The 24554-nt window shown below is 71.0% G+C and carries 24 protein-coding genes; 15 read left to right on the top strand and 9 right to left on the bottom strand.

The window, feature by feature from the left end:
* Window positions 1-56: 56 nt before the first annotated feature.
* The gene (locus AB0J46_RS39755; protein WP_364339839.1) at window positions 57-935 is read left to right on the top strand and encodes a LysR family transcriptional regulator; all 879 of its coding nucleotides are present in this window, start codon (window positions 57-59) and stop codon (window positions 933-935) included.
* Between the two features lie 228 nt (window positions 936-1163).
* Entirely contained in the window at window positions 1164-1364 is a 201-nt protein-coding gene (locus tag AB0J46_RS39760; RefSeq protein WP_352324961.1) for an EF-hand domain-containing protein, read from the top strand.
* Window positions 1365-1573: 209 nt separating this feature from the next.
* Here AB0J46_RS39760 and AB0J46_RS39765 read toward each other — a convergent pair whose 3' ends face one another.
* On the bottom strand, window positions 1574-2050 hold the full coding sequence (locus tag AB0J46_RS39765) for a hypothetical protein (RefSeq protein ID WP_364339841.1): 477 nt from the start codon (window positions 2048-2050) through the stop codon (window positions 1574-1576).
* 245 nt (window positions 2051-2295) lie between these two features.
* Here AB0J46_RS39765 and AB0J46_RS39770 point away from each other — a divergent pair, with 245 nt between their 5' ends.
* Window positions 2296-2418 carry a helix-turn-helix domain-containing protein gene (locus AB0J46_RS39770; RefSeq protein WP_364339978.1) on the top strand — a complete coding sequence of 41 codons (123 nt, stop codon included), beginning with the start codon at window positions 2296-2298 and terminating at the stop codon, window positions 2416-2418.
* A 39-nt stretch (window positions 2419-2457) separates the two neighbouring features.
* Here AB0J46_RS39770 and AB0J46_RS39775 read toward each other — a convergent pair whose 3' ends face one another.
* Window positions 2458-3744 carry a hypothetical protein gene (locus AB0J46_RS39775; RefSeq protein WP_364339843.1) on the bottom strand — a complete coding sequence of 429 codons (1287 nt, stop codon included), beginning with the start codon at window positions 3742-3744 and terminating at the stop codon, window positions 2458-2460.
* A gap of 277 nt (window positions 3745-4021) precedes the next feature.
* Between AB0J46_RS39775 and AB0J46_RS39780 the strand changes: the two genes are divergently transcribed.
* The gene (locus AB0J46_RS39780) at window positions 4022-5272 is read left to right on the top strand and encodes an MFS transporter (RefSeq protein ID WP_364339845.1); all 1251 of its coding nucleotides are present in this window, start codon (window positions 4022-4024) and stop codon (window positions 5270-5272) included.
* 528 nt (window positions 5273-5800) lie between these two features.
* Here AB0J46_RS39780 and AB0J46_RS39785 read toward each other — a convergent pair.
* Both AB0J46_RS39785 and AB0J46_RS39790 read right to left on the bottom strand, forming a co-directional pair.
* Window positions 5801-6955, bottom strand: a complete 1155-nt coding sequence (locus AB0J46_RS39785) for an FAD-dependent oxidoreductase (protein WP_364339847.1) — start codon at window positions 6953-6955, stop codon at window positions 5801-5803.
* A gap of 39 nt (window positions 6956-6994) precedes the next feature.
* On the bottom strand, window positions 6995-7633 hold the full coding sequence (locus AB0J46_RS39790; protein ID WP_364339850.1) for a hypothetical protein: 639 nt from the start codon (window positions 7631-7633) through the stop codon (window positions 6995-6997).
* An 84-nt stretch (window positions 7634-7717) separates the two neighbouring features.
* Between AB0J46_RS39790 and AB0J46_RS39795 the strand changes: the two genes are divergently transcribed.
* The 7 genes from AB0J46_RS39795 (at window position 7718) to AB0J46_RS39825 (ending at window position 14291) form a co-directional block, all read left to right on the top strand.
* Window positions 7718-8347, top strand: coding sequence for a helix-turn-helix domain-containing protein (locus tag AB0J46_RS39795; RefSeq protein ID WP_352361631.1), 630 nt, complete (start codon window positions 7718-7720; stop codon window positions 8345-8347).
* Between the two features lie 77 nt (window positions 8348-8424).
* Window positions 8425-9594 (top strand): homogentisate 1,2-dioxygenase domain-containing protein, encoded by a 1170-nt coding sequence (locus AB0J46_RS39800; RefSeq protein WP_358298814.1) that lies wholly within the window; start codon window positions 8425-8427, stop codon window positions 9592-9594.
* On the top strand, window positions 9591-10349 hold the full coding sequence (locus AB0J46_RS39805; protein WP_364339852.1) for a hypothetical protein: 759 nt from the start codon (window positions 9591-9593) through the stop codon (window positions 10347-10349). Before AB0J46_RS39800 ends, AB0J46_RS39805 begins: the two co-directional genes overlap by 4 nt.
* Window positions 10346-11449 (top strand): fumarylacetoacetase, encoded by a 1104-nt coding sequence (gene fahA / locus AB0J46_RS39810; protein ID WP_364339854.1) that lies wholly within the window; start codon window positions 10346-10348, stop codon window positions 11447-11449. Before AB0J46_RS39805 ends, fahA begins: the two co-directional genes overlap by 4 nt.
* A 78-nt stretch (window positions 11450-11527) precedes the next feature.
* Window positions 11528-12679: an Ig-like domain-containing protein gene (locus AB0J46_RS39815; RefSeq protein ID WP_364339856.1), complete on the top strand. Its 1152-nt coding sequence runs from the start codon at window positions 11528-11530 to the stop codon at window positions 12677-12679.
* Window positions 12680-12769: 90 nt separating this feature from the next.
* Window positions 12770-13201, top strand: a complete 432-nt coding sequence (locus AB0J46_RS39820; RefSeq protein WP_352324976.1) for an NfeD family protein — start codon at window positions 12770-12772, stop codon at window positions 13199-13201.
* A 4-nt stretch (window positions 13202-13205) separates the two neighbouring features.
* Window positions 13206-14291, top strand: coding sequence for an SPFH domain-containing protein (locus AB0J46_RS39825; protein ID WP_352361641.1), 1086 nt, complete (start codon window positions 13206-13208; stop codon window positions 14289-14291).
* 46 nt (window positions 14292-14337) lie between these two features.
* Here the strand turns inward: AB0J46_RS39825 and AB0J46_RS39830 are convergent, their stop codons facing one another.
* From AB0J46_RS39830 to AB0J46_RS39850, 5 genes are all read right to left on the bottom strand, one after another.
* Window positions 14338-15507: a Gfo/Idh/MocA family oxidoreductase gene (locus tag AB0J46_RS39830; RefSeq protein ID WP_364339858.1), complete on the bottom strand. Its 1170-nt coding sequence runs from the start codon at window positions 15505-15507 to the stop codon at window positions 14338-14340.
* 26 nt (window positions 15508-15533) lie between these two features.
* The gene (locus AB0J46_RS39835; protein WP_364339860.1) at window positions 15534-17156 is read right to left on the bottom strand and encodes a hypothetical protein; all 1623 of its coding nucleotides are present in this window, start codon (window positions 17154-17156) and stop codon (window positions 15534-15536) included.
* Between the two features lie 16 nt (window positions 17157-17172).
* Window positions 17173-18039 (bottom strand): carbohydrate ABC transporter permease, encoded by an 867-nt coding sequence (locus AB0J46_RS39840; protein ID WP_357976246.1) that lies wholly within the window; start codon window positions 18037-18039, stop codon window positions 17173-17175.
* A gap of 11 nt (window positions 18040-18050) precedes the next feature.
* Entirely contained in the window at window positions 18051-18962 is a 912-nt protein-coding gene (locus AB0J46_RS39845) for an ABC transporter permease subunit (protein WP_357976243.1), read from the bottom strand.
* A 152-nt stretch (window positions 18963-19114) separates the two neighbouring features.
* Window positions 19115-20248 (bottom strand): ROK family protein, encoded by a 1134-nt coding sequence (locus tag AB0J46_RS39850; protein WP_364339862.1) that lies wholly within the window; start codon window positions 20246-20248, stop codon window positions 19115-19117.
* Window positions 20249-20418: 170 nt separating this feature from the next.
* On the opposite strand from AB0J46_RS39850, the gene tdh reads away from it, so the two are divergent.
* The 4 genes from tdh (at window position 20419) to AB0J46_RS39870 (ending at window position 24553) form a co-directional block, all read left to right on the top strand.
* Window positions 20419-21447, top strand: a complete 1029-nt coding sequence (gene tdh / locus AB0J46_RS39855; RefSeq protein ID WP_358298798.1) for an L-threonine 3-dehydrogenase — start codon at window positions 20419-20421, stop codon at window positions 21445-21447.
* A complete protein-coding gene (locus tag AB0J46_RS39860; protein ID WP_364339864.1) occupies window positions 21447-22619 on the top strand; it encodes a glycine C-acetyltransferase in 1173 nt (390 codons plus the stop codon). Before tdh ends, AB0J46_RS39860 begins: the two co-directional genes overlap by 1 nt.
* A gap of 13 nt (window positions 22620-22632) precedes the next feature.
* Entirely contained in the window at window positions 22633-23535 is a 903-nt protein-coding gene (locus tag AB0J46_RS39865) for a LysR family transcriptional regulator (protein WP_364339866.1), read from the top strand.
* 70 nt (window positions 23536-23605) lie between these two features.
* Complete coding sequence (locus AB0J46_RS39870; RefSeq protein WP_364339868.1) at window positions 23606-24553, top strand: MFS transporter; 948 nt, start codon at window positions 23606-23608, stop codon at window positions 24551-24553.
* Window position 24554 lies beyond the last annotated feature (1 nt).

A 24554-nucleotide genomic window follows, 5' to 3' on the forward strand; every position in this document is an offset into this window, starting at 1 on the left:
GATCGTGCCGCCGGTGGACGCCCGGCGTCCAAGACCCTTTGCTATAACCATCGGTTATGGACGTGCACCTGCGGGAGCTCCGCTACTTCGTCGCGGTGGCCGAGGAGCTGAACGTGACGCGCGCCGCCGAGCGCCTCTTCGTCTCGCAGCCGGCCCTGTCCAAGCAGCTCAGGGTGCTGGAGCGGCAGCTCGGGTTCGCGCTGCTGGAACGCGTGCACGGCGGCGTGACGCTGACCCGGCAGGGCGCGGCGCTGCTGCCGGTGGCCCGCGACCTGCTCGGACGCTGGGCCGCCGGCGTGGAGACGGCCCGCGCCGCCGCCCCCGCCGGGACGCTGGTCATCGGCATGCAGACGGCCGTCGGCCGCGGGTTGCAGCAGGAGGCGCTGCGGCTGTTCCGGCAGGCCCGGCCCGGGTGGGAGGTGTCGCTCCGGCTCGTGGGCTGGGACGACCCGAGCGGCGGCCTCGCCGACGGCTCCTCCGACGTGGCGTTCATCTGGCTGCCGGTGCCGCCGGGACTGGAGACGTACGTGCTGGTCACCGAGGAGCGGGGGGTGGCGATGCCGGCCGGTCACCGGCTGGCCGGCCTGGCCGAGGTCCCGTTCGCCGAGCTGCGGGACGAGCCGTTCATCGCGCTGCCCGCCGCGGCCGGCCCGCTGCGCGACTTCTGGCTCGCCCGCGACGCCCGGGACGACGACCCGGTCGTCGGCGTCACGGCGAACACGCCCGAGGAGGTGTTCGAGGCCGTGACCAGCGGGCTGGGCGTCGTCCTGGTGGCCGAGGGGAACGCGGCGCTCTACAAACGTCCTGGCATGGTCTACCGCCCGGTGACGGGTCTGCAGCCCGGCCGGCTCGCCATCGCCTGGCGCCGCGGGGACGCCCGTCCCCACGTCACCGCCTTCGTCGAGGCCCTGAAACGGGCCGCCGCCACGGTCTGACCCGGCCCGGCCGGTCAGGCGAGCGAGCGCCGGTATCGGACCTCGGTGAGGACGAAGCCTCGGCTGCCGTCGTCCTTGGTCACCCCGTCGTCGTGCCATCACCCCGGAAGCCGCAAATCCCGGAAAGGCTCGCTTTTCCGGCGATCACCCCGAATTCATCGGCACGTTTCGGGAAGTCGCCACTAAGGTCTGACCCGACGCACCGGTAACACAGGAAAGGCACCCCCTATGAGCGACCACGCCATCACCTTCGACCTCATCGACGTCGACAAGGACGGCCGCATCTCCGCCGTCGAACTCGTCCGCCTGATGGAGATCCTCGGCCAGCCCATCACGCTGGACGCGGCCCAGGAAGGCGTGCGGAAACTGGACAAGGACGGCGACGGCCTGATTGACGTGGACGAGTTCGGCGCATTCCTGCAGAAATGACAGAAACAAGCTCTTGCTAGGCAAACTCTTCTCGCCTGAGCCACAATGGCGACAGGAGGGACGATGGCTATCAAGAGCGACATCAGCGAAACCCGGCTCCCCGCGGACATCGTGAGAACGCTCAAGGCGGGCATCGGAAAGGTCTCGGCCGAGGTGGTCGAGGAGATCCGGACCCGGATCCCCGAGTACGCCCGACCGGCCGACGAGATCTACGTCAAAGTCGTGAAGATGGCGGTCGAGGAGGCCATCGACGGCTTCCTCGACCGCATCGAGAACCCGGGCGCCCCCTTCGACCCCGAGCCGTTCCGCATGATCGGCAAGGGCGAGGCGGCCGAGGGCCGCAACCTGGAGCCGCTGCAGACGGCCATGCGGCTCGGCGCCCGCGTCTGCTGGCGGCGGCTGACGGAGATCGCCGACCCGCTCGGCCTGACCCCGCAGACCCTGTACGACCTGGGCGAGGCCATCTTCGTCTGCCTCGACCAGCTCGCCGACGCCGCCGCCCAGGGCTTCGACGAGGCCAGGGCGCGCGCCGCCGGCGAGCTCGGACGCCGCCGCGACCGCCTGCTCGACCTGCTGCTCAGCCGGCCGCCCGCCGCCCCCGAGGCCGTCGCCGACCTGGCCAGGGCCGCCGGTTGGCGGCTGCCGCGGACCGTGGCGGGCGTGGCGCTGGACGACCGGCACGGCACGTACCGGGCGCCCGTGCTGCCGCCGGACGTGCTCGGCGGGCTGGAGCGGCCGGCGCCGTGCCTGCTGGTGCCCGACCCGGACGGGCCGGGACAGGCGCAGCTGCTCGACCACGCGCTGCGCGGCCACCGTGCCGCGATCGGCCCGGCGGTGCCGCTGGCCGCGGCGGCGACGTCCCTGAGGTGGGCGCGCGAGGCGCTGGAGCTGCCGCGCGGGCGCCGCCCGGCTGCACGTGCATCCGCAGACCGTGCGCTACCGGCTGCGGCAGCTCGAAGAGCTCTACGGCGACCAGCTCGCCGATCCCGACGTCCGGTTCGAGCTGGAGATCGTGCTCAGGGCCCGCCAGGCCCTCATCGCGGCCGGGCCGTGACCGGCGCGGCGGGGACCGGGCGGAACCGGGCGGCTGCCGTCAGGCGGTGTGCAGGTAGACCTGGCCGAAGACCTCGGACAGGTTCTTGATGTCCGTGGCGACGTCGGCCTCGGGGCTGCTGTAGTCGTAGACGGTGGCCAGCCGCGGGCGCACGGTGCCGAGCTTCTTGAGCTGGTCCCAGGTGGTGTTGGCCGCCCACTTCTCGCCGTACACGCGGTTGACCTGGCCCTGCGCGTCCTGCCAGCGGCTCCACAGGACGACGGTCTCGGCGGCGTCGGCCTGGAGCGGGGCGGCGATGCGGTCGGTGATGGCCTGGGTGGCCTGCTCGGCGGTGAGCTTGGAGGCGCCCGCGGCGGTGAACCCGGCGTCCTCGGCGGCGATCTGGGCGTAGGCGTCCCAGGCGCGGGCACGGACCTGGATCCACTGGTTGCGCTGGGCCTCGGCGGCGTCGATCTTCCAGGTGGCGTACTCGGTGGCCAGGTGGCCGGTGTCCAGGGTCAGCTGGTCGATCCGGCCGCCGGAGAGCCAGGCGCCGATGCGGGCGGGGTCGAGCAGCGGGTACTTCTTGGTCATCTCGGCCTTGCAGGCGTCGTTGGCGCCGCAGCCGAAGAGCGGGACCACCGTGTGCGCCGCCAGCTTCTTGCCCGGCACGAGGTTGCGCAGCGCGGTCGTGGCCTCGGTGACGAACTTGTCCAGCTCCTCGGCCGTGGCGAAGGTCTGGTTGTAGCCGAGCTGCGAGGTGAACCTGATCCCGGCGACCCCCGGCTGCGCGGCCAGGGCGGCGACCTTCTTGGCGGCCTCGGCCAGCTTGCCCGCCTTGTAGTCGTCGGCCAGCTCGGTCTCGATCCAGGTCCGCAGGCCGGCCTCGACCGCGCTCTTCACGGCCTGACCCGCCGGGCTCTCGGCGGCGGCCGTCTTGGCGGCGGCCGAGATCCCGTCGGGGTCGACGTGGCACTTCTGGCCGTCCGCGCACTGGTCGGGGGTGCCGCCGTCCTCGGCGCCGTCGACGTCCGGGGAGCCGACGTCGTGCATCTCGCCGTCGCCCTCGGAGTCGGTGGCGCACTCGTTGCCCGGTTCGCTGCAGTCGACCACGATCTCGTGCATCGGGCCGGAGTCGATCATGTTCTTGCCGTCGTTGTCCAGCCAGAACCGGGCGATGTCGGCGGCCTCCTCGGGAGTGGCCAGCCAGCGGCAGACGACGAACGCCGGGGTGTCGGCGGACATCAGGTCGTTGCAGCCCCGTGGATCGTCCTCCGACCAGGCGGGAACTCCGACGCCGAGCAACGACAGGGCCAGTCCGATGACGAAGATCTTCCGCAGTCGCATGGCGCCTTTACTCCCATGGGGGGGCGATCGTGGGCAGATAGCACAATATCGGGACGATCAACAACCTTCAATGAGATCCACGGCGATCCTCACGCGGTTCTCGACGCGCAGTAGGCGTCGCAGTCGAGCGCGGGCGAGGCCGCAAGGTGATCATCCCGCCGCCCGCACTTCCCCGACCGGCCCTGTCACCCCCATGACGACGAATATTGGGACGACACCGCACTGCCACAAGCGGCAGACTGGGACGGATTTGAACGTTTTCGAGGGGACCGGCCCAGTGCACAGCTATCTCCGCGACCTCGGGCTGCTCCGCGACCGCAAGTTCGCCCTGTTGTTGTCCGCGCGGACCATCTCCATGCTCGGCAGCGCCTTCGCACCCGTGGCGCTCGCCTTCGGCATCCTGGAACTGCCCGGCGCGGACGCCACGACGTTGTCGGTGGTGCTCACCGCCGAGTCACTGCCCATGATCGTGTTCATGCTGATCGGCGGGGTGATCGCGGACCGGTTGCCGCGGCAGCGGGTGATGATGGCCGGCGAGCTGCTCATGGCGCTGGGCTACTTCGCGCTGGCGGCGATGCTGCTGACCGGCTGGGCGCCGCTGCCCGTGATGAGCGTCGCGGCGGCGGCCTGCGGCGTGGGCACGGCGGTCATGTTCCCGGCGCTGACCGGCATCATCCCCGAGGTCGTGCCCGCCGACCGGCTGCAGGCCGGCAACGCGCTGCTCGGCCTCGGCGCGAACGCCTCCCGCGTGGCCGGGGTGGTGCTGAGCGGCGCCACGGTGCTGTGGTTCGGCGGCGGCTGGGCCCTGCTGGTCAGCGGCGCGATGTTCGCGGTGGCCGGCGTGCTGATCGCGCTGCTGCGCCCGACCCCCGCCGAGCGCGCGGCGGCCGAGCGGCACTCGGTGCTGGCCGACCTGCGCCACGGGTGGCGGGAGTTCAGCTCACGGCAGTGGATCTGGGTGGTGGTCGCCCAGTTCTCGGTGCTGGTGATGGCGATCCAGGCCGGGCACGGCGTGCTCGGGCCGCTGCTGGCCAAGGAGACGCTGGGCGGGCCGGCGGCCTGGTCGGCGTTCCTGGCGGGCGAGGCCGTCGGGACGATCGCCGGGGTGCTGGTGTCGTTGCGGCTGCGCCCGCGCCGGCCGATCCTGCTCGGCACGCTGTTGTGCCTGCCGACCGCGCTGCCGTACGTGCTGCTCGGGCTGGACGCGCCGCTGTGGGCCATCGTGGCGGGGGCGTTCGTGCTGGGCGTGTGCTTCGACGTCTTCGGCGTGCTGTGGCAGACGACGATGCAGCGCGAGATCCCGGCGGAGTCGTTGTCGCGGGTCAGCTCGTACGACGCGCTCGGGTCACTGATGTTCGGGCCGATCGGGCTGATGCTGGCCGCGCCGGCGGCGGTGGCCTTCGGCACCGAGGGGGCGCTGCTCGGCTGCGCCGCCCTCGTCGTGCTGTCCACGCTCGCCGCGCTGGCCGCGCCGGGGGTGCGCAACCTGCGCGCCCCCGAGCCGGAGCCCGAGCCGGTCTCGCTCTGAGCGGAACCAGGCGTTGGCCCTCGGCTGGAACATCAGCGTGACGGCCCCGAGCACGGCCGTCACGTGCAGCACCCGGCTGATCGTGAAGAGCCAGGTCACCACGTCGGCCCCGGCGGCGGCCTCGGCGATCGAGCCGCCGTGCAGCAGCCACTGGATCGGCCCCACGACCAGCGACAACGTGCCGAACACGCCGAGCCCGACGGCCAGCGTGAGCCTGGCCCAGTTCTGCCCCGCGCGCATCCGCAGCGCCAGGAAGACCGCCGCGGCGAAGACGGCCACCCGCAGACCGGCGCCGGGCAGCAGGTCCAGGACGCCCGAGGTGCCCTCGTAGAGCTCCCTGCCGACGGCGAGCACGGTCTCGAACGCCCCCGCCGCGACGGCGGACATCCACAGCAGCGCGGCGGCGTGCACGACGGGCGGCGGCTGGGGGGTACGAGGCTCGGCGGTCTGTGAGGCGAGGGCGGTGGTCATGGCGGGCTCCCTGTCGTGTCGGTTACAGGGAAAGTCTGATCCGCGCGCCCGCGCCGATCATGCCCGTCGTCCCCCGAATCCCGGTGAGGCGGGCCCTACCCCGAGGTCTCCGCTCGTGCGCAGGCCGCGGGCGACCACGCGCTCGTGGCCGAGCCCGAAGCGCGGCTCGGGGACGCGCTCGCCGTCCAGGATCGCGGCCACGTACGCGGCCAGGGCCGGGGCGTGTTTGAACCCGTGGCCCGAGTCGCCGCCGAGCAGCCACACGCCGGGCGCGTCCTCGGCGATGATCCACTCGGCGTCGGGGGTGAGCGCGTACTGGCAGACCTGGCTGAACAGCACCGGCGCGGCCGCCAGCGAGGGGAACCTGCGCCGCAGGTAGTCGCGGGCCTGCTCGACCGCGGACGGGTCCACCGCCCGGCTGCCCTCCTCCGGCTCGTACGGCTGCCCTTCGGCGTCGGAGGTGGCCTTCATGCCGACCCCGTCCACGTCGCCGTGCCCGTAGGCCGAGGAGCCGTAGTCCACCCAGGCGGGCGTCTCGGGGGACGACCACGCGGCGGGCGCGGCGAAGTGCACCGTGTCCTGCCTGGTCACCGTGACCGGCACGGAGAACAGGCCGGGCAGCCAGGCGCCGCACGCCCACACGACGCGGTCGGCCCGCCGCACCTCGCCGTCCACCTCGACCGCGCTCAGCCCCGGCACGGGGGCCGCCCGTCCTCTGACCAGCCGGACGCCGGCCGCCAGGGCCAGCCGGGCGGTCACCTGCGTCGCCCGCCGTGCCCTGAGCACGCCGGCGTGCGGCTCGCGGAGCAGGAAGCTCAGGTCGTCGCCGCGGTAGTCGGGGAAGAAGCGCCGGCCGTCCGCCGGGTCGAGCACCTCAACCGGGATATCCATATTTTTCAGTACTTGGGCGCTGGCGTGCTCCCACCCGTCCGGCCGGGCCGCGAACCACACCATGCCCGACTCCAGGAACAGCTCCTCGCCGGCCCGCTCGCCCAGCCGCCGCCAGCCCTCCCGCGCCTCCCAGGCCAGCCGCGCGTACCAGTCGTCGGCGCCGTGGGCGCAGCGCAGCAGCCGCGTCTCCCCCGCGCTGGCCTGCCGGACGTGTCCTGGCTTGTGCTGTTCGACCAGGGTCACCTGCCAGCCGGTTTCGGCCAGCCGCAACGCCAGCGACGACCCCCATATACCGGCTCCGACCACAATGACCGATTTCATGGAACCACCGTGACCGCAGGAACCGCCTCGCGCAAGGGTTCAGACGATGATCAACCGGACCACGACGCCCGCGCAGTTGCCCGCCACGCAGACGCGCACCGGGACCTCGGAGATGCCGGCCGCCTGGGGCACCCCGCCCACGTGCCCGTCGGGGCCGATGGTCACGCCCGCGGGCAGCTTGGCGTGGTCGGTCACGCTGAAGGTCGGGATGACGCCCTGCGGGCCGCCGTTGATGCCGATCTCGCCGGCGAGCGGGACGCCGATCCGGCCCGGGAAGGTCAGCTCGCGCGGCTCCCATGGAACGTTCCCGAGCACGACGAGGGTGATGAGCTGCTCCTCGCACGAGTGCCCGGTGCAGAGCCGGACCGGGGCGATGAACGTGCCCACGCGCGAGGGCGTGCCGGACAGCCGCCCGCCCGCGTCGACGCTGACCCCCACGGCGACGTAGCCGGGGCGGAAGGTCACGCCCTTGGCGACCGGCAGCAGCCACTGGCTCACCGTGATGCCCTGGGTGAGGTAGAAGGTGTTCTCGACCAGCCGGTCGCCCTCCGCGCGCGGCGGCGGGTCGATCAGCGTCTCCCTCGCCATGTACGCGATCGGCGTGGTGAGCGACGGCACGGCCGGCGGCAGGGCGCAGAGAGCCAGCCCGGCGACCAGGAACAGCCACCTCTGCCGCATCTCCACCCCCCCGACGCCTCTGGTCCCTACGTACCCCTTCACCGTGCTCTTTCACTGGTCGGCCCTCACTCCATAATCGAAGTCATGGCCGCCGAATCCGCCCAGACGCTCGAACGCGGGCTGCGCCTGCTGCGACTTCTCGCCGACGGGAAGGGCGGGCGCACCCCGACCGAGCTGAGCACCGAGCTGTCGCTGAGCCGGCCGGTGGTCTACCGGCTGCTCACGACGCTGCTGAACGAGGGGTTCGTCCGCCGCGACGCCGAAGGGCGGGTGCATCTCGGGTTCGGGGTGCTGGTGCTGGCCCAGGCCGTGCAGCCGTTGCTGCGGGCGGCGGCGGTGCCGACGCTGCGGCGGCTGGCCGAACAGGTGGGCGCGACCGCGCACCTGACCGTGGCCGAGGGCGACGACGGGCTGGCGGTGGCGGTGGTGGAGCCGTCCTGGACCGATCTGCACGTGGCCTACCGGGAGGGGTCGCGCCATCCGCTGGCGAAAGGCGCGGCGGGCCGGGCGATCCTGGCCCTGCGCGAGGGGCGCGACGAATACCTCGTGACGGAGGGGCAGTTGCAGGTGGGGGCGCGGGGCATCGCCGCGCCCGTGACCGGGCTGCCGTGGCTGGAGGCTTCGGTGGGGGTGGTGACGTTCGGCCCGCTGGAGGAGGAGACGGGGCCGCGCGTGGTGGCGGCGGCCGCCGAGCTGGCCGCCGCGCTGGGTTGACATCTCCACACCGATGTCGGACGGTGGTCACACATAGAGGACACATGCGTCCGATAAGCGGACAACATGGAGGGCGGATGCCGTACTACCGCGTCGTTGGGGAAGTGCCACGCAAGCGGCACACGCAGTTCAGGCGGCCGGACGGCGGCCTCTACGCCGAGGAGCTGATGGGCGAGGAGGGCTTCTCGTCCGACTCCTCGCTGCTCTACCACCGCCACCTGCCCACCGCGATCATCAAGGCCGAGGCGGTCACGCCCGCGTCCGCGACGCGGCTGGAGCCCAACCTGCCGCTCTCCCCGCGCCATTTCCGCACGCAGGAGCTGTCCAGCGCCGGTGACCTGGTCGACGGCCGCATCCTGCTCGCCGGCAACGCCGACGTCCGGTTGTCGTACGCCACCAGCGACCGCCCCAGCGAGCTGTACCGCAACTCCATGGGCGACGAGTGCGTCTACGTGCAGCGCGGCTCGGTCCGCTTCGAGTCCACGTACGGCGTCATCGAGGCCGGCGAGGGCGACTACGTCGTCGTCCCGACCGGCACGATCCACCGCTGGGTGCCCGACGGGCAGGTCAACGTGCTGGCCATCGAGGCGTCCGGGCACATCAGGCCGCCCAAGCGCTACCTGTCGCAGTACGGGCAGTTCCTGGAGCACGCGCCGTACTGCGAGCGCGACCTGCGCGCCCCCACGCAGACCCTGCTCGCCGAGGGCGAGGAGGTGCCCGTCCTGGTCCGCACGCGGGGCGGCCTGACCAGGCTGGTCTACCGCAACCACCCCTTCGACGTGGTCGGCTGGGACGGCTACCTCTATCCGTACGCCTTCAACATCGACGACTTCGAGCCGATCGTGAAGAAGACGCACGCGCCGCCGCCGGTGCACCAGACGTTCGAGGGGCCCGGGTTCGTGGTCTGCTCGTTCTGCCCGCGGCCGCTCGACTACCACCCCGAGGCCATCCCGATCCCGTACAACCACCACAACGTGGACTCCGACGAGTTCATGTTCTACGTGGGCGGCGACTACACCGCCCGCAAGGGCTCGGGCATCGACGTCGGCTCGGTCTCGCTGCACCCGGCCGGGTTCACGCACGGCCCGCAGCCCGGCGCGGTCGAGGCGGTGATCGACGCGGTCGCCCGCGGCGTCACCACCACGAGCGAGATGGCCGTGATGGTCGACACCTTCCGCCCGCTCGACCTCGGGCCGGGCGCGCTGTCCTGTGAGGATCCCGGCTACGCATGGACCTGGGCACGATGAATCTCTTCAGCGAACTGGTCGACGACGCGGGCCTGTTCCCGCCGACGTCGCTGCACATGGACGAGGCGCTGGCCCGCAACCAGCGCGACCTGGAGCACGGCAACGGCGTGCTCACCCACCGCTTCCTCTGTCCGGCCAGCCGGCTCGACCGGCTGCGCGGGCACGCCTACCGGCCGCGGCGCATCGGGTTGATCGTGGACACGCCCGAGCTCCCCGACTTCGGCGACCTGCCGGTGGACTTCGTCGAGATCCCGCTCGGGGCCGACGAGTCCGTCGCCGAGCTGGCCCGGCGCCTCGGCCTGCCCGCGCACGTGCGGCTGTTCGTCGAGGTCCCGCCGGACCGGAAGGTCGCCGGGGTGCCCGACGGGGTGGGGCTGAAGGTGCGCTGCGGCGGGCTGAAGGCCGAGGCGTTCCCGTCGGTGGAGCACCTCGCGGCGTTCGTCCGGGCCTGCGTCGAAGCCGACGTCCCGTTCAAGGCCACGGCCGGGCTGCACCACGCGGTGCGGCACTTCGACCCGAGCCTCGGCGTCGACCGGCACGGCTTTCTCAACCTGCTGCTGTCGGTCTGCGAGGCCGTGGAAGGCCGCGACCCCGCGCCCGTGCTGCGCACCACCGACGTCGGCCATCTCGTGCGGCTGGCCGGCGCCGTGACCGAGGAGACCGCGAAGCGGGCGCGGCGGCTGCTGGTCAGCTACGGCTCCTGCAGCACCGGCACGCCCATAGAGGACCTGCAGACGCTAGGAGTGATTCAGTGAGCTGGGGAGTGGACAACCTGCCCTACGGCGTGTTCTCCCGTCAGGGGGAATCGCCCAGAGTGGGCGTCAGGTACGGCGACAAGGTGCTCGACCTGGCCGCCGCGCTGCACGACGAGGTGTTCGCCGCCCCCTCGCTCAACCCGTTCATGGCGAGGGGCCGCTCGGCCTGGCGCGACACCAGGACCCTCATCCAGAACAAGCTGACCGGCGACTCCTCGGTCACCGAGAGCCACCTGATCCCGCTCGACCAGGTGCGGCTGCACATGCCGTTCGAGGTGGCCGACTACGTCGACTTCTACTGCTCGCTCGACCACGCCGGCAACATCGGCCGGATCTTCCGTCCCGACGCCGAGCCGCTGCTGCCCAACTGGCGTCACCTGCCCGTCGGCTACCACGGCAGGTCGGGCACGGTCGTCGTGTCCGGCACGCCGGTCCGGCGTCCGCACGGCCAGCTCAGGGCCGGGGTCTACGGGCCGTGCGCCAAGCTCGACATCGAGGCCGAGCTGGGATTCGTGGTCGGCGTGCCGTCGGAGCTGGGCTCGCCGGCCGGGGCGTTCGAGGACCACGTGTTCGGGGTGACGCTGGTCAACGACTGGAGCGCGCGCGACATCCAGGCGTGGGAGTACGTGCCGCTCGGGCCGTTCCTGGGCAAGTCGTTCGCGACCTCGGTCTCGCCGTGGGTCACGCCACTGGAGGCGCTGCCCCGGATCCCGGGCCGCCCGCAGGACCCAGAGCCGCTCGACTACCTGCGCAGGCAGGGCGACTGGGGCCTGGACATCGCCGTCGAGGTCGTGCTCAACGGCGACGTGATCTCGCGCCCGCCGTACCCGAGCATGTACTGGACGCCCGACCAGATGCTCGCCCACATGACCGTGAACGGCGCCTCCCTGCGCACCGGAGACCTGTTCGCCAGCGGCACGATCTCCGGCCCGGAACGCGACGAGCGCGGCTCGCTCATCGAGCTGACCTGGAACGGCGCCGAACCGATCAAGCTGTCCGGCGGCGACACCCGCACCTTCCTCCAGGACGGCGACACGGTGACGATCCGGGCCACCGCGGGCGGCCTGACATTGGGCGAGGTGTCCGGAACCATCGGATAAGTAACTCAAGGTGCTTCGACCGTCACTCACCGCTAACCTGGTAAGTCCCCTTCCCTCGGAAAGCCCTCGGAGAGTGACGTGCGGCGTGCCGCGATCCTGTGTGTCGCCTTCCTCCTGGCCTGCTGCGGCTGCGGTCCCGTCGGCGACTCCCCGGCCGCGCCCGCGGTCGTGCACGTCTCCCCCGCCTTCGACGCCAAGCGGGCCCGTCCCGACAAGGGGCTGGTCATCACGGCGCAGGGCGGCCGGCTGACCCAGGTCCTGGTCTACGAGGGAGGCGAGCACGTCCCGGGCCGGCTCGACGCCTCGCACACCAGGTGGCGCTCCGACTGGACGCTCAAACCCGCGACCGAGTACACCGTCACCGCCACGGCCGCGGGCGAGAACGGCCCGTCCACGGTCTCCATGGGCCGCTTCCGCACCCGCGCCGCCGAGCACACGTTCGGGGTGGCCGCCACCGCGCCGCTGCCCGGCGAGACCGTCGGCGTGGGCATGCCGGTCGTCATCGACTTCGACACCCCGATCCAGGACAAGGCGGCCGTCGAGCGGTCGCTGGAGGTCACCACGAAGACCCCGGCCGAGGGCGCCTGGCGCTGGACCAGCGACACGCAGGTGGTCTACCGCACCCGCCGGTTCTGGGCCTCGGGGCAGCAGGTGATGGTCAGCGCCCACCTGGCCGGGGTGCGCCCGGCCCCCGGCGTCTACGGCACCCTCGACTCCACCTTCGCCTTCACCGTGGGCCGCAGGCAGACCAGCACGGTCGACGCCCGCACCCACCAGATGGTCGTGCGCCGCGACGGCCGGGTGGTGCAGCAGATGGCCATCAGCGCCGGCATGGCCACCACGCGGGAATACACCACCACCAGCGGCATGCACCTGACCATGGACAAGGGCAACCCGGTCCGGATGATCTCCCCCGGCCGCGCCAAGGGCGACCCCGGCTACTACGACCTGCTGATCGAGCACGCCGTGCGCATCTCCAACAGCGGCGAGTACGTGCACGCGAAGGACAACGTCTGGGCCCAGGGAAGGGAAAACGTCAGCCACGGCTGCATCAACGCCCGCCCCGACCAGGCGGCCTGGTTCTACGCCGGTTCGCTGCGCGGCGACCCGGTGCTGATCACCGGCACCGCCCGCCAGCTGGAATGGGACAACGGGTGGGGCTTCTGGCAACTTCCGTGGGAGAAGTGGATCCTGGGAAGCGCTCTGACCGCCCCGGCGACCGGCCGGTGACGGGTGCCCTGCGGACGAATGGGGGATTACGGTGGTAAGGGGGAACCAGTCACACACACAGGCCCGTTATAGGTTCAGGAGGGCCGGAGCATGGATGAATGGGTCATCTGGATAATCCTCGCAGTCGTCCTCGGTGTGGCCGAACTGTTCACTCTCACGGCGGCCCTCGGGCTCCTGGGCGTGGCCGCTCTCCTGACCGCCGTGACGGCCGCCGTCGGGCTGCCCGTCCCCTTGCAGATCCTCGTGTTCGCCCTGTCGTCCGCGGCGGGAATGGTGGTCATCCGGCCGCTCGCCGTCCGCCATCTTCAGCAGCCGCCGTTGCAGCGTTTCGGCGTGGAGGCGCTGGTCGGCAAGCCCGCGTACGTGGTCTCCGAGGTCACGGGCCGCGACGGGCGGGTCCGCATCGGGGGTGAGGAGTGGTCCGCACGCGCTTATGACGAGACCCTGGTGATCCCCACTGGGGCAACCGTCGACATCATCGAGATCGAGGGCGCCACGGCCCTCGTGTATCCACGGGAGTGACCACATGGACCCGTTGCTGATAGCCGGACTGCTGATCATCCTTTTCGCCGCGTTCACCGTGCTCAAGGCCGTGCGGATCGTGCCCCAGGCACGGGCCCGCAACGTGGAGCGGCTCGGCCGCTACCACCGCACGCTCAAGCCGGGTCTCAACTTCGTCATCCCCTACGTCGACCGCGTCTATCCGATGATCGACCTGCGCGAGCAGGTGGTGACCTTCCGCCCGCAGCCGGTCATCACCGAGGACAACCTGGTCGTCGAGATCGACAACGTCCTGTACTTCCAGGTCACCGACCCGCGGGCGGCGGCGTACGAGATCGCCAACTACATCACGGCCATAGAGCAGCTCACCGTCACCACCATGCGTAACGTGATCGGCTCGATGGACCTGGAGAAGACGCTCACCTCACGCGACACCATCAACAGCCAGCTGCGCGGCGTGCTCGACGAGGCCACCGGCAAGTGGGGCATCCGGGTCAACCGCGTCGAGGTCAAGGCCATCGACCCGCCCAAGACCATCAAGGACGCGATGGAGAAGCAGATGCGGGCCGAGCGCGACAAGCGGGCCGCGATCCTCAACGCCGAGGGCCAGCGCCAGTCGCAGATCCTCACGGCCGAGGGCGACAAGCAGAGCCGCATCCTGCGGGCCGAGGGCCAGCGCTCGGCCGCCATCCTGGAGGCCGAGGGCCAGTCGCGCGCCATCGACCAGGTCTTCCAGGCCGTCCACCGCAACGACCCCGACCCCAAGCTGCTGGCCTACCAGTACCTTCAGGTGCTGCCGCAGCTCGCCCAGGGCAGCGGCAACACGTTCTGGGTCATCCCGAGCGAGGTCACCTCGGCGTTGCAGGGCGTCTCGAAGGCGTTCACCGAGGCGCTGCCGAAGTCGGCCGCCACCCGCGAGGAGCAGCCCCGGCCGTCGGAGGAGCTGGACCGGGAGATCGCGGCGGCCTCGGAGGCGGCGGCCGAGGCGGTCGCCGACGCGCAGGAGGCCGAGAGCCCCAAGGGTCCCCGCCAGATCGCCCAGGCCGTGAACGAGCCGTCCCCGTTCCCCGACCTGGAGCGCGAGCGCGACCCCAAGGACACCGGCCGCTGACGTCCGCCGGAGCCGCGCGGGTTCCCCCGCCCGGCCCCGGCGCCGCTCAGCGCTGGCCGTTGTCGAAGTACGCGGCCAGCTCCGGGTCCAGCGGCGGCACGTCGTACGGCATGCCACCGTCGCGCAGCGACATCGTGGCCATGTATCCGGCGGCGACGCTCATCCTGGCCGCCACGGGTGAGGTGTCGGTCGCCCCGCCCTCCGTGACGAACCGGCAGAACTCGGCCATGATCTGCGGGTCGGCCCCGCCGTGCGAGCCCTGCGCGGCCGGTACCCGGTAGGCGATGTCGCAGTCGTCCCGGTAGGAGGTGGGGCCGGTGTTCCACACCTTGACCGTGTCACCCGGGCCGTCGCCGAAGTTCTCCAGCCGGCCCTCGGTCCCGATGACCGTGTAGTTGCGCACGTAGTCGGGGCTGAAGTGGCACTGCTGGTAGGCGGCGATGACGCCGTTGTCCAGGCGCATGTTCATGACCGACACGTCCTCGACGTCGATCACGTGGTGCAGGTCGCGCCGCTGCGTGGGCGGCCACTCGAACTCCCGCAGCCAGCCCTCCGGCCGGGGCGTCCCGGGCTCGCGGCGCGGCAGGTCGCCGTAGACCATCAGGTCGCCGAGGGCGTTCACGCGGGTGGTGTAGCCGCCGGCCAGCCAGTGGATCACGTCGAGGTCGTGCGCCGCCTTCTGCAGCAGCAGGCCCGTGGTACGGGTGCGGTCGGCGTGCCAGTCCTTGAAGTAGTAGTCGCCGCCGTAGGACACGAAGTGGCGTACCCACACGGTCTTGGGCTCACCGATCACACCCTTGCGGATGATGTCCCGCATCAGGCGCACCACGCCCATGTGGCGCATGTTGTGCCCCACGTACAGGCGGCTGCCCGTCTCGCGGGCGGCCCGCAGGATGTTGTCGCAGCCCTCGACGGTGATGGCCATCGGCTTCTCCAGGTAGACGGCCTTGCCGGCCTGGAGGGCGTCGATGGCGATGCGCTCGTGCGTGTCGTCGGGGGTGTTGACGACGATCGCGTCGAGATCCGGCCGGTCGAGCAGCTCGCGGTACTCCCCGGTCAGGAACTCCGCCTCGAACCGCTCCGACTGCTTCTTGAGCACTGCCGGGTCGGAGTCGCACAGCGCCGCCACGACCGAGCCCCCGCCCGGCCGGTGGGCGGCCAGGGCGAGACTCGTCCGCAGGCCGAGCCCGATGACTCCGATGCGCAGGTCTTCCACAAGTGTCCTTTCAAACGGTAGAACGATCAGCCCTTGGCGATGGAGGCCTCGTACTCGGCCCGCATCGCCTCGCCGCCCCTGCCCAGCCACTTCTTGACGAAGGCGGGCCAGTCCGACATCGACTTACGCCCGGTGACGATGTCCACGACCATGTCGGAGGCCATGGTGCTCAGCTCGCCGTTCTTCTGGGTGTAGGTGTCGGAGAAGTGGCCGGTGGTGACGCGCTCCTGAAGCATAGGAGCGATCTTGGTCTCGAAGTCGTGGATGAGCTTGGTGCGCTCGGGCTGGCCGGGCAGGAACAGCGCGGACGGCGACCCGATCACGAACGAGAGCGGCTGCTGCGTGGTGGGCACCTCGGCCTTGCCCTTGTCGGTGAAGGCGAGGTCGCCGTCCTTCTTGGTGAAGTGGGTGCCCTCGACGCCGAAGTTGACGCGCTCGTACTCCTCCGTGCCGAACGGGGCGGCCAGGTAGTTGAGCACGCCGAGCAGGGTCTCGATGCGCTTGGCGGCCACCTTCTTGCTGATCGAGGTGAAGCCCACCGAGCCGAGCCCCGCGTTGTAGACCGGCTTGGACGACGGCGTCGCCGCGAACGGCACGATCGCGCCCAGGTTGTACTTCTGGGTCTTGGCGTCGTTGAGGAAGCCGGGGAACGACTCGACGTACGCGCCGATCTGGCCGTTGGCGACCTTGTCCTTGATGGTGGCCAGGGCGGGGTCGGGCCAGAACAGGTTGGCCTTGAAGCACTTGACCGCCAGCTCCAGCGCCGCCTGGTACTCGGGCGTCTCGAACTGGTGGATCAGCTTGCCGCCGGTCAGCTTCCAGGTGTTGGGGGCGCCGTACCAGTGGCTGAACATGTGCACGTGGTTGTAGTAGCTCGGTTCGAGCGGGTACTTGTTCTTCTTCACGTCGAGCAGCTGCTTGGCCTTGGCCAGGAAGTCGTCGGCGCCGGTGAACTCGGTGCCGCCGACCGGCTGCCAGTAGTCCTGGTTGACCAGGAACACCTGGCCGAAGCGGCTGTAGGCGACCGCCACGCCGTACAGCTTCCCGTCGGTGACCGCGGACTTCCACGTCACGTCGCCCAGGTTGGCCAGGTTCGGGTACTTCTTGATCGCGTCGCCGCTGAGGTACGACGTCAGGTCGTGGAACTTGGCCGCCAGCAGCTCGGGCACCCGCTGCAGGCCCTGGTTCGGCGGGAACCAGACCAGGTCGGGCAGGTCGTCGCTGGCGATGATGGCGTTGAACTTGTCGGGGTAGCCGTCACCCACGACGATGTTCATGCTCCACTCGGAGCCCAGGGCCTTGCTCAGCTCCTGCAGGTAGGTGTTCTGGCCGGGGGCGGGCGGCGCGACGTCCCACGTCTGGGTGAGCGAGGTGATCTTCTGGCCGTCGCCCGGGGCGGTGGCGACCGACTTGACCAGCTCGCTCGGGTACTTCAGGTACGCGGGGTCCTGGCCGGCGTCGATCGGCAGGTCGGGCGTGGGGATCTTGGCGGCGGTGTACGTCGGCAGCGTCAGCTTCTTGGACAGATCCGCGCCGCCCTTCTTCACGCCTGCGGGGCCGCTCTCGCCGCCGCAGGCCGCGAGCCCGGCGACCGTGGCGCCGGCGAGCGCGAGTCCGAGGAATCCACGACGGGACATGATGGATGACATGGTTGCTCCCGGGTTCTCAGCCCTTGATGGCGCCGGTGAGGACGCCCTTGGTGAAGTACTTCTGGAGGAAGGGGTAGGCGAGCAGGATCGGCACGAGCGCGATGATGAGCACCGCCATCTGCACCGACGAGGCGGGCAGGTCACGCACGATCGCGACGTCTGAGCCCGTGGCCGAGGTGCCGCGGAAGATGAACTGCCGCAGCACGACCTGGATGGGGTGCTTGGTCTGGTCGTTGATGTAGAGGATCGCGTTGAAGAACGTGTTCCAGTACGAGACCGCGTAGAACAGGCCGACGACGGCGATCACCGCCTTGGACAGCGGGATCGCGATCCGCCACATCATCCGGAACTCGCCGCACCCGTCCATGCGGGCCGCCTCGAACAGCTCCTCGGGCAGGTTCTGGAAGAACGACCTGACCACGACCACGTTGAACGCGTTGACCAGCACCGGCACGATGAGCGACTGGTAGGTGTCGATCATGCCGAGTTCCTTGACCATGAGGTAGCTCGGGATCATGCCCGGCGTGAACAGGAACGTGGCCAGCACCATGAGCAGGATCGGCTTGCCGCCGAGCATGCCGCGCCGCGACAGCGCGTAGCCGAGGAAGACCGTGCAGATCAGGCTGAGCGCGGTGCCGGTGAGCGTGATGCCGATGCTGATCAGCACCGACCGGGTGACCGCGCCGCCGGACAGGATCAGCGAGTACGCCTCGAAGGTCGGGTGCGAGGGCCAGAGCACGTAGCTGCCGCCGTTGGCGATGCTCTCGGCGCGGCCCATCAGGCTCGTGCCGACGGCCAGCCCGAACGGGTACAGCACGGCCACGGTGATCGCGGTCAGCACGACGAACTTGAGCGTGCGCCCGGCGATGGTCGGGCGTTCCATCCACGGCGGCCTCATCGATAGATCCCCTGCTCTCCGAAGCGGTGCGCGAGCTTGTTGGCCGCGTAGATGAGCGCCGCGCCGATGAGGCCCTTCATGAGGCCGGCGGCGGTGCTCATGCCCCAGTCGCCGTCACGGATGCCGTGGTAGTAGACGTAGGTGTCGATGACCTCGGCCGCTCCGGCGCCCACGGCCTCCCGTTGCAGGACCATCTGCTCGAAGCCGACGGACAGGATGTCGCCCAGGCGCAGGATGAGCATCATGAGGATGACCGAGCGGATGCCGGGCAGCGTGACGTGCCACAGGCGGCGCTTCCAGTCGGCGCCGTCGATGGCGGCGGCCTCGTACTGGCTCATGTCGATCGCGGTGATCGCGGCCAGGAAGATGATCGTGCCCCAGCCGCAGTCCTTCCAGATGACCTGGGCCGTCACGAGCAGCTTGAACGTGTCCGCGTTCGACATCAGGTTGCCGATGGTGATGCCGTGCGAGTTCAGGAACGAGCTGACCGTGCCGGCGCCGCCGATGACCTGCTGGAACATCGCCACCACGACCACCCACGACAGGAAGTGCGGCAGGTAGACGACGGTCTGGATGAACCGCTTGACGCGGTGGCCGATCAGGGAGTTCAGCAGGAGCGCGAGCGCGATCGGGGCCGGGAAGTACAGGACGAGCTGGAGCGCCGTGATCTGCAGGGTGTTGCCGACCGCGCTCCAGAACTCCGGCTCCTCCAGCAGCATCACGAAGTTGTCCAGGCCCACCCAGGGGCTGCCCGCGATGCCGAGGAACGGTGCGTAGTCCTTGAAGGCGATGACATTGCCGAGCAGCGGCACGTAGAAGAAGGCCACGAAGTACAGGACGCCGGGCAGGCACAGGGCCAGCAGCGTCCAGTCGCGCTTCAGCCGCTCAAGCAGGGTGACAGCGGCCACACGCTCACCTCCAGTCGGTCGGGATGGCTGGAGGCTAGTACCGATTTATGCAAATAACTAGGTTAAAGCGATCAGATCTGAGCATGCTTGCTGGATCGATGTCGCACAGCGACATGTCTGTGACAGAACGGTTATCTAATTAGCCAAGTTGGCTACGTAAAGAGCAAGCGATCTGCCTGATCGAGGGCAAACCGGACGGCGCCCAGCGTGATGCACTCGCTGCCAAGCCCCGACGCCACGACCTCCGGCGGGTAGAGGCAGTACTCCTCGAACAGCTCGCGTACCGGCTCGACCAGCAGGTCTCCGGCCGAGGACAGGCTGCCGCCGATGACCACCATGTCCGGGTCGAGCGGGTTGACCACCGTGACGAGCCCGGCGGCCAGACCGCGCGCGAACTCCCTGACCGCCTGGCCCGCCCGCTCGTCGCCGGCGCGGGCCCGGGCGATCGCGAACTCGGCGCACTGCCGGCTGGAGCGCAGCTCGCCCGGCTCGACGGACATCGCGTAGTCGAGGACGTACCGGAAGGCGGTCCAGTTGTCGTTCGGCTGGGCCCCGATCTCGCCGCCCGCCGCGTGCGCCCCCCGGTACGGCCGGCCGCCGATGAGCAGGCCCATGCCGATGCGGTCGCCGGTGAACAGGTAGACGACGTCGTCGCGGCCCTGCGCGGCGCCCCGCCAGTGTTCGGCCAGGACGGCCAGGCGCATGTCGTTCTCGACCAGCACCGGCGCGGGGATCCGGGCCGACAGCTCGCCCTGCAGGTCGAGGCCGGTCCAGTCGGACAGGGCGATGCTCTTGACGACGCGCCCTGAGCCGTCGACCGTGCCGGTGGTGCCCACGCCGACGACGGTGACGTCCGCCAGCGCCAGCCCGGCCTGGGCGGCGGTCTCCGTGGCCAGCCCGACGATCTGGTCGAGCCGCTCGGCGGCGGGCATGTCGCGGTGGTTGGGCGCGCGGCGGGTGACGGCGATCGTGCCGTTCAGGTCGGCCAGCATGGCGCGCAGGCTGGAACCGCCGATGCCGACGCCCAGCACGTGCCCCGCGGAGGCGCGGAACCGGAAGCGTTTGGCCGGGCGTCCCCTCTGGCGGTCGCCGGCCTCCTCCTCGCACTCCTCCGCCCAGCCCTCGGTGACCAGGTCGTCGACGATGACCTCGGCCGTCGGCCTGGACACCCGGGCGGACCTGGCCAGCTCCGACAGCGTGGCCACGTCGGCCTCGCGCAGCACGCGCAGGATGGCCGCCGAGTTGAGCTTGCGCAGAAGCGAGGCGTCGCCGCTCTGCTGTCGCACCGATACCTCCGAGTCGCCGGGCGGGTCATCTTCAAGCTTATTTCGTAATTGTGCCTGGTCCCGCTGCCGCGTGAAGCTGAGCTGTGGGGGCACTTAAGAATCCCTCGATGGACATGTTCCGAGGGGAGCGGGCACAGTGCGTTAGGTTCGGAACAGGGGGAAGTGAAGCGATGAAAGCGCTGGTCAAGCAGAAGGCCGAGCCCGGCCTTTGGCTGGTGGACGTGCCGGAGCCCGAGGTCGGGCCGGGCGAGGTGAAGATCCGGGTGCTGCGTACCGGCATCTGTGGCACCGACCTGCACATCCGCAAATATGACGACTGGGCGCGGCACACGCTGAAGCTCCCGCTCGTCGTCGGGCACGAGTTCTCCGGCCACGTGGTCGAGGTCGCGCCCGGCGTGGAGGACATCGCCGTCGGCGACCTGGTGAGCGGCGAGGGCCACATCGTCTGCGGCAAGTGCCGCAACTGCATGGCCGGACGCCGTCACCTGTGCCGCAACACGGTCGGCCTCGGCGTCAACAGGGACGGCGCCTTCGCCGAGTTCGTCACGCTGCCCGCCTCGAACGTGTGGGTGCACCGGGTTCCCGTTCATCCCGACGTGGCGGCCATCTTCGACCCGTTCGGCAACGCCGTGCACACCGCGCTGTCCTTCCCCCTGGTCGGTGAGGACGTGCTGATCACCGGCGCCGGCCCGATCGGGCTGATGGCGGCGGCCGTGGCCGCGCACGTCGGCGCGCGCAACGTGATGATCACCGACGTCAGCGACGAGCGCCTCGACCTGGCCGGCAAGCTCGGCGTCACGCTCGCGCTCAACGTCTCCAGGGCGACGATCGACGAAGGCATGCGCCAGCTCCACCTGCGGGAGGGCTTCGACGTCGGGCTTGAGATGTCCGGTAACCCTGGGGCCATGCGTGACATGATCGCGAACATGACGCACGGAGGGAAGATCGCGATGCTCGGTCTCCCCGCCGAGGAGTTCGCCGTCGACTGGGCCACCGTGGTGACCTCGATGCTCACCATCAAGGGCATTTACGGCCGGGAGATGTACGAGACCTGGTACAACATGTCAGTCCTGCTGGAAAAGGGTCTCGACCTCTCCCCCGTGATCACCGATCGGTTCCCGTACCACGACTTCGACGCCGCCTTCGACACGGCCGCGAGCGGCCGTACGGGCAAGGTCATCCTCGATTGGAGCGCTTGATGTTCACGAACGTGCGCGAGCAGCTGCGTGCGACGCTCGACGAGATCACCGAGGCCGGGCTGCTCAAGCCCGAGCGGGTGATCACCACCCCGCAGAGCTCCCAGGTCGGCGTGGCCGGGCGCGAGGTGCTGAACTTCTGCGCCAACAACTACCTGGGCCTGGCCGACCACCCCGAGGTGGTCGAGGCGGCCAAGCAGGCGCTCGACCGCTGGGGCTTCGGCATGGCCTCCGTACGGTTCATCTGCGGCACCCAGGAGGTGCACAAGGAGCTCGAATCCCGCCTGTCGGACTTCCTGGGCATGGAGGACACCGTCCTCTACAGCTCGTGCTTCGACGCCAACGGCGGCGTGTTCGAGACCCTGCTCGACGCCCAGGACGCGGTCATCTCCGACGCCCTCAACCACGCGAGCATCATCGACGGCATCCGCCTGTCCAAGGCCCAGCGCTTCCGCTACGCCAACCGCGACATGGCCGAGCTGGAGGCCAGGCTCAAGGAGGCGTCCGACGCCCGGCGGCGGCTGATCGTCACCGACGGCGTCTTCTCCATGGACGGCTACCTCGCCCCGCTGCGCGAGATCTGCGACCTGGCCGACCGCTACGACGCCATGGTCATGGTGGACGACTCCCACGCCGTCGGCTTCGTCGGCCCCACCGGCCGCGGCACGCCCGAGCTGCACGGCGTCACCGACCGGGTCGACATCATCACCGGCACCCTGGGCAAGGCGCTCGGCGGGGCCAGCGGCGGCTACGTCTCGGCCCGCAAGGAGGTCTGCGAGCTGCTGCGCCAGCGGTCGCGGCCGTACCTGTTCTCCAACTCCCTGGCCCCGGTCATCGCCTCGGCCTCACTGCGCATCCTCGACCTGCTGGAGACCTCCGGCGAGGCCCGTGAGCAGCTGCGTTCGAACACCGCGCGCTTCCGCAGCGAGATGACCAAGGCCGGGTTCGACATCCTGCCGGGCGAGCACCCGATCGTGCCCGTGATGATCGGCGACGCCGCCGAGGCGGGGGCCATGGCCGAACGCCTCCTCGACCTGGGCGTCTACGTGATCGGCTTCTCCTACCCGGTCGTGCCGCACGGCCAGGCCAGGATCCGGGTGCAGCTCTCGGCCGCCCATTCCACCGAGGACGTCGACCGGGCCGTGGCGGCTTTCGTCCAAGCACGCCAGGGTTGAGTATCCTCGCTGCGTGATTGACACGCGGCGGCTGCGCACACTGCGGGCGGTGGCCGACCACGGCACGGTCACCGCCGCCGCGGCGGCGCTCCACCTGACCCCGTCGGCGGTCTCCCAGCAGCTCGTGGCGCTGGAGCACGAGGTGGGCCACCGGCTGTTCACGCGTGACGGCCGGGGCGTGCACCTCACCGCCGTGGGCAAGATCATGCTGGGGCACGCCAACGTGGTCCTGGCCCAGCTCGAACGCGCCGAGGCCGAGGTGGCCGCGTACACCACCGGCGAGGCCGGCGAGGTGACCGTGGCCTGCTTCGCCACCGCCATCAGCGCCGTGCTCTCCCCCGCCATCGCCGCCCTGCGCGCCACCGCGCCGGGCCTGCAGGTCCGGGTGCTCGACGCCGAGGGCGACCACAGCCTGGCCATGCTGCTCGACGGCGGGGCCGACCTGGCGGTGACGGTCGAGTACCGGGGCGGCCCCGACGCCGCCGACCGCCGGCTGTCGCGCATCCCGCTGTACGCCGAGCCGTTCGACCTGGTGCTGCCCGAGGGGCATGCGGAGGCGGGGTCGGCCACGCTGGTGTCGCTCGCCGCCGACACCTGGATCGGCCCTTATCCGGGCAATCCCGTGCACGACGTCATCACGTTCGCGTGCCAGCAGGTGGGGTTCACGCCCAACGTCGTCCACTGCTCCGACGACTTCCGGGCCGTGGTGGCGCTGGTGGGGGCCGGCGCGGGGGTGGCACTCGTGCCGCGGCTCGCGTTGCGGGACATGGCGCTGTCCGGGGTGGTGGTGCGCCAGACGCCGGGGCCCGACCGCCGCGTCTTCGCCGCGATCCGCCGCGGGGCCGACGCCCATCCCCTGCTCCGGCCGCTGTTGTCGACGTTGCGCACGGTCGCCGCCTCCCTCACCTCCGACTGACCGCCCCTCCCGAACCCGAGCGCCGCTGGAAGGCGATCTTGCGGGTTAGCGTGGGCGTATGGGGAGGGACATGCCGTATCGGGACCTGTTCCGGCTGCCCGGGGTCGGGGCGCAGGCCGGGTCCGGCTTCCTCTCCCAGCTCACCCAGCAGGTCGCGCCCGTGGGGATGGTGCTGGTCGTGCAGGACGCGACCGGGTCGCTGGCGCTCGCGGGCACGTGCGCGGCGGCGTTCTCGGTGGGCGCGGGCATGGGCAGGCCCGTCCAGGGGCGGCTCATGGACCGGCGCGGGCCTCGGCCGGTGCTCGCGGCGACGGCGGCCGGGTGGCCGGTGTGGACGTCCGTGGTGCTGGCCTGGGTCGCCGGGGCCGGGCTGCCGCCGATCTCGGTGAGCATGCGCGTCGAGTGGGGGCGGCGGGTGTCCGACGGCGCCCGTACGGCCGTCCACAGCCTGGTCTACCTGGTGCAGGAGCTGGCCATGCTGGCCGGGCCGCTGCTGTTCGGGCTGGTGATCGCGGTGGCCTCGGCCTCGCTGGCGCTGGGGGCGGTGGCGGTGGCGGCGGGGGCGGGCACGCTGGCGTTCTCGCGGGCGTTGCGGGCCGGCGGGGCGGCGTCCGTACGGGAGGGCGGGCGGGTCTTCGCGGACCGCCGGATGCCGGTGCTGCTGGCCGTGGTGCTGCTGCTCGGCGGGACCATCGGGGCGTTGCAGGTGGGCGTGCCCGCGCTGTCGGCCGCCCGTGGCGTGCCCGCCGCCACCGGGGTGCTGGTGGCGGCGCTCTCGCTGGGCGGCATCGCGGGGGCGGCCGGGTACGGGGCCCGCACATGGCGTCCTCGCCGGCGGCGCGGCTGGTGGACCGGTTCGCGCCCGGGGCGCAAGGGGAGGCGTTCGGGTGGTTGTCCACGGCCGTGGGGGTGGGGGGCGCGGCCGGGTCGGGGGTGGCGGGGGTGGCCGGGCAGTGGTTCGGGGCGCCCGCGCCGTTCCTGGTGGGCGCGGCGTCCGCCCTGCTGGGCGCCCTGCTAGC

Source organism: Nonomuraea sp. NPDC049758 (genome assembly GCF_040674635.1).
Classification (GTDB): Bacteria; Actinomycetota; Actinomycetes; order Streptosporangiales; family Streptosporangiaceae; genus Nonomuraea.

What these genes read in the sequence shown, in the direction of transcription:
- AB0J46_RS39800 (WP_358298814.1), top strand. Translation starts at nt 8,425, where the DNA reads ATGCCGTACTACCGCGTCGTTGGGGAAGTGCCACGCAAGCGGCACACG.
- AB0J46_RS39755 (WP_364339839.1), top strand. Translation starts at nt 57, where the DNA reads ATGGACGTGCACCTGCGGGAGCTCCGCTACTTCGTCGCGGTGGCCGAG.
- AB0J46_RS39790 (WP_364339850.1), bottom strand. Translation starts at nt 7,633, where the DNA reads ATGCGGCAGAGGTGGCTGTTCCTGGTCGCCGGGCTGGCTCTCTGCGCC.
- tdh (WP_358298798.1), top strand. Translation starts at nt 20,419, where the DNA reads ATGAAAGCGCTGGTCAAGCAGAAGGCCGAGCCCGGCCTTTGGCTGGTG.
- AB0J46_RS39870 (WP_364339868.1), top strand. Translation starts at nt 23,606, where the DNA reads ATGCCGTATCGGGACCTGTTCCGGCTGCCCGGGGTCGGGGCGCAGGCC.
- AB0J46_RS39795 (WP_352361631.1), top strand. Translation starts at nt 7,718, where the DNA reads ATGGCCGCCGAATCCGCCCAGACGCTCGAACGCGGGCTGCGCCTGCTG.
- AB0J46_RS39860 (WP_364339864.1), top strand. Translation starts at nt 21,447, where the DNA reads ATGTTCACGAACGTGCGCGAGCAGCTGCGTGCGACGCTCGACGAGATC.
- AB0J46_RS39820 (WP_352324976.1), top strand. Translation starts at nt 12,770, where the DNA reads ATGGATGAATGGGTCATCTGGATAATCCTCGCAGTCGTCCTCGGTGTG.
- AB0J46_RS39775 (WP_364339843.1), bottom strand. Translation starts at nt 3,744, where the DNA reads ATGCGACTGCGGAAGATCTTCGTCATCGGACTGGCCCTGTCGTTGCTC.
- AB0J46_RS39760 (WP_352324961.1), top strand. Translation starts at nt 1,164, where the DNA reads ATGAGCGACCACGCCATCACCTTCGACCTCATCGACGTCGACAAGGAC.
- AB0J46_RS39840 (WP_357976246.1), bottom strand. Translation starts at nt 18,039, where the DNA reads ATGGAACGCCCGACCATCGCCGGGCGCACGCTCAAGTTCGTCGTGCTG.
- AB0J46_RS39825 (WP_352361641.1), top strand. Translation starts at nt 13,206, where the DNA reads ATGGACCCGTTGCTGATAGCCGGACTGCTGATCATCCTTTTCGCCGCG.
- AB0J46_RS39805 (WP_364339852.1), top strand. Translation starts at nt 9,591, where the DNA reads ATGAATCTCTTCAGCGAACTGGTCGACGACGCGGGCCTGTTCCCGCCG.
- AB0J46_RS39835 (WP_364339860.1), bottom strand. Translation starts at nt 17,156, where the DNA reads ATGTCATCCATCATGTCCCGTCGTGGATTCCTCGGACTCGCGCTCGCC.
- AB0J46_RS39785 (WP_364339847.1), bottom strand. Translation starts at nt 6,955, where the DNA reads ATGAAATCGGTCATTGTGGTCGGAGCCGGTATATGGGGGTCGTCGCTG.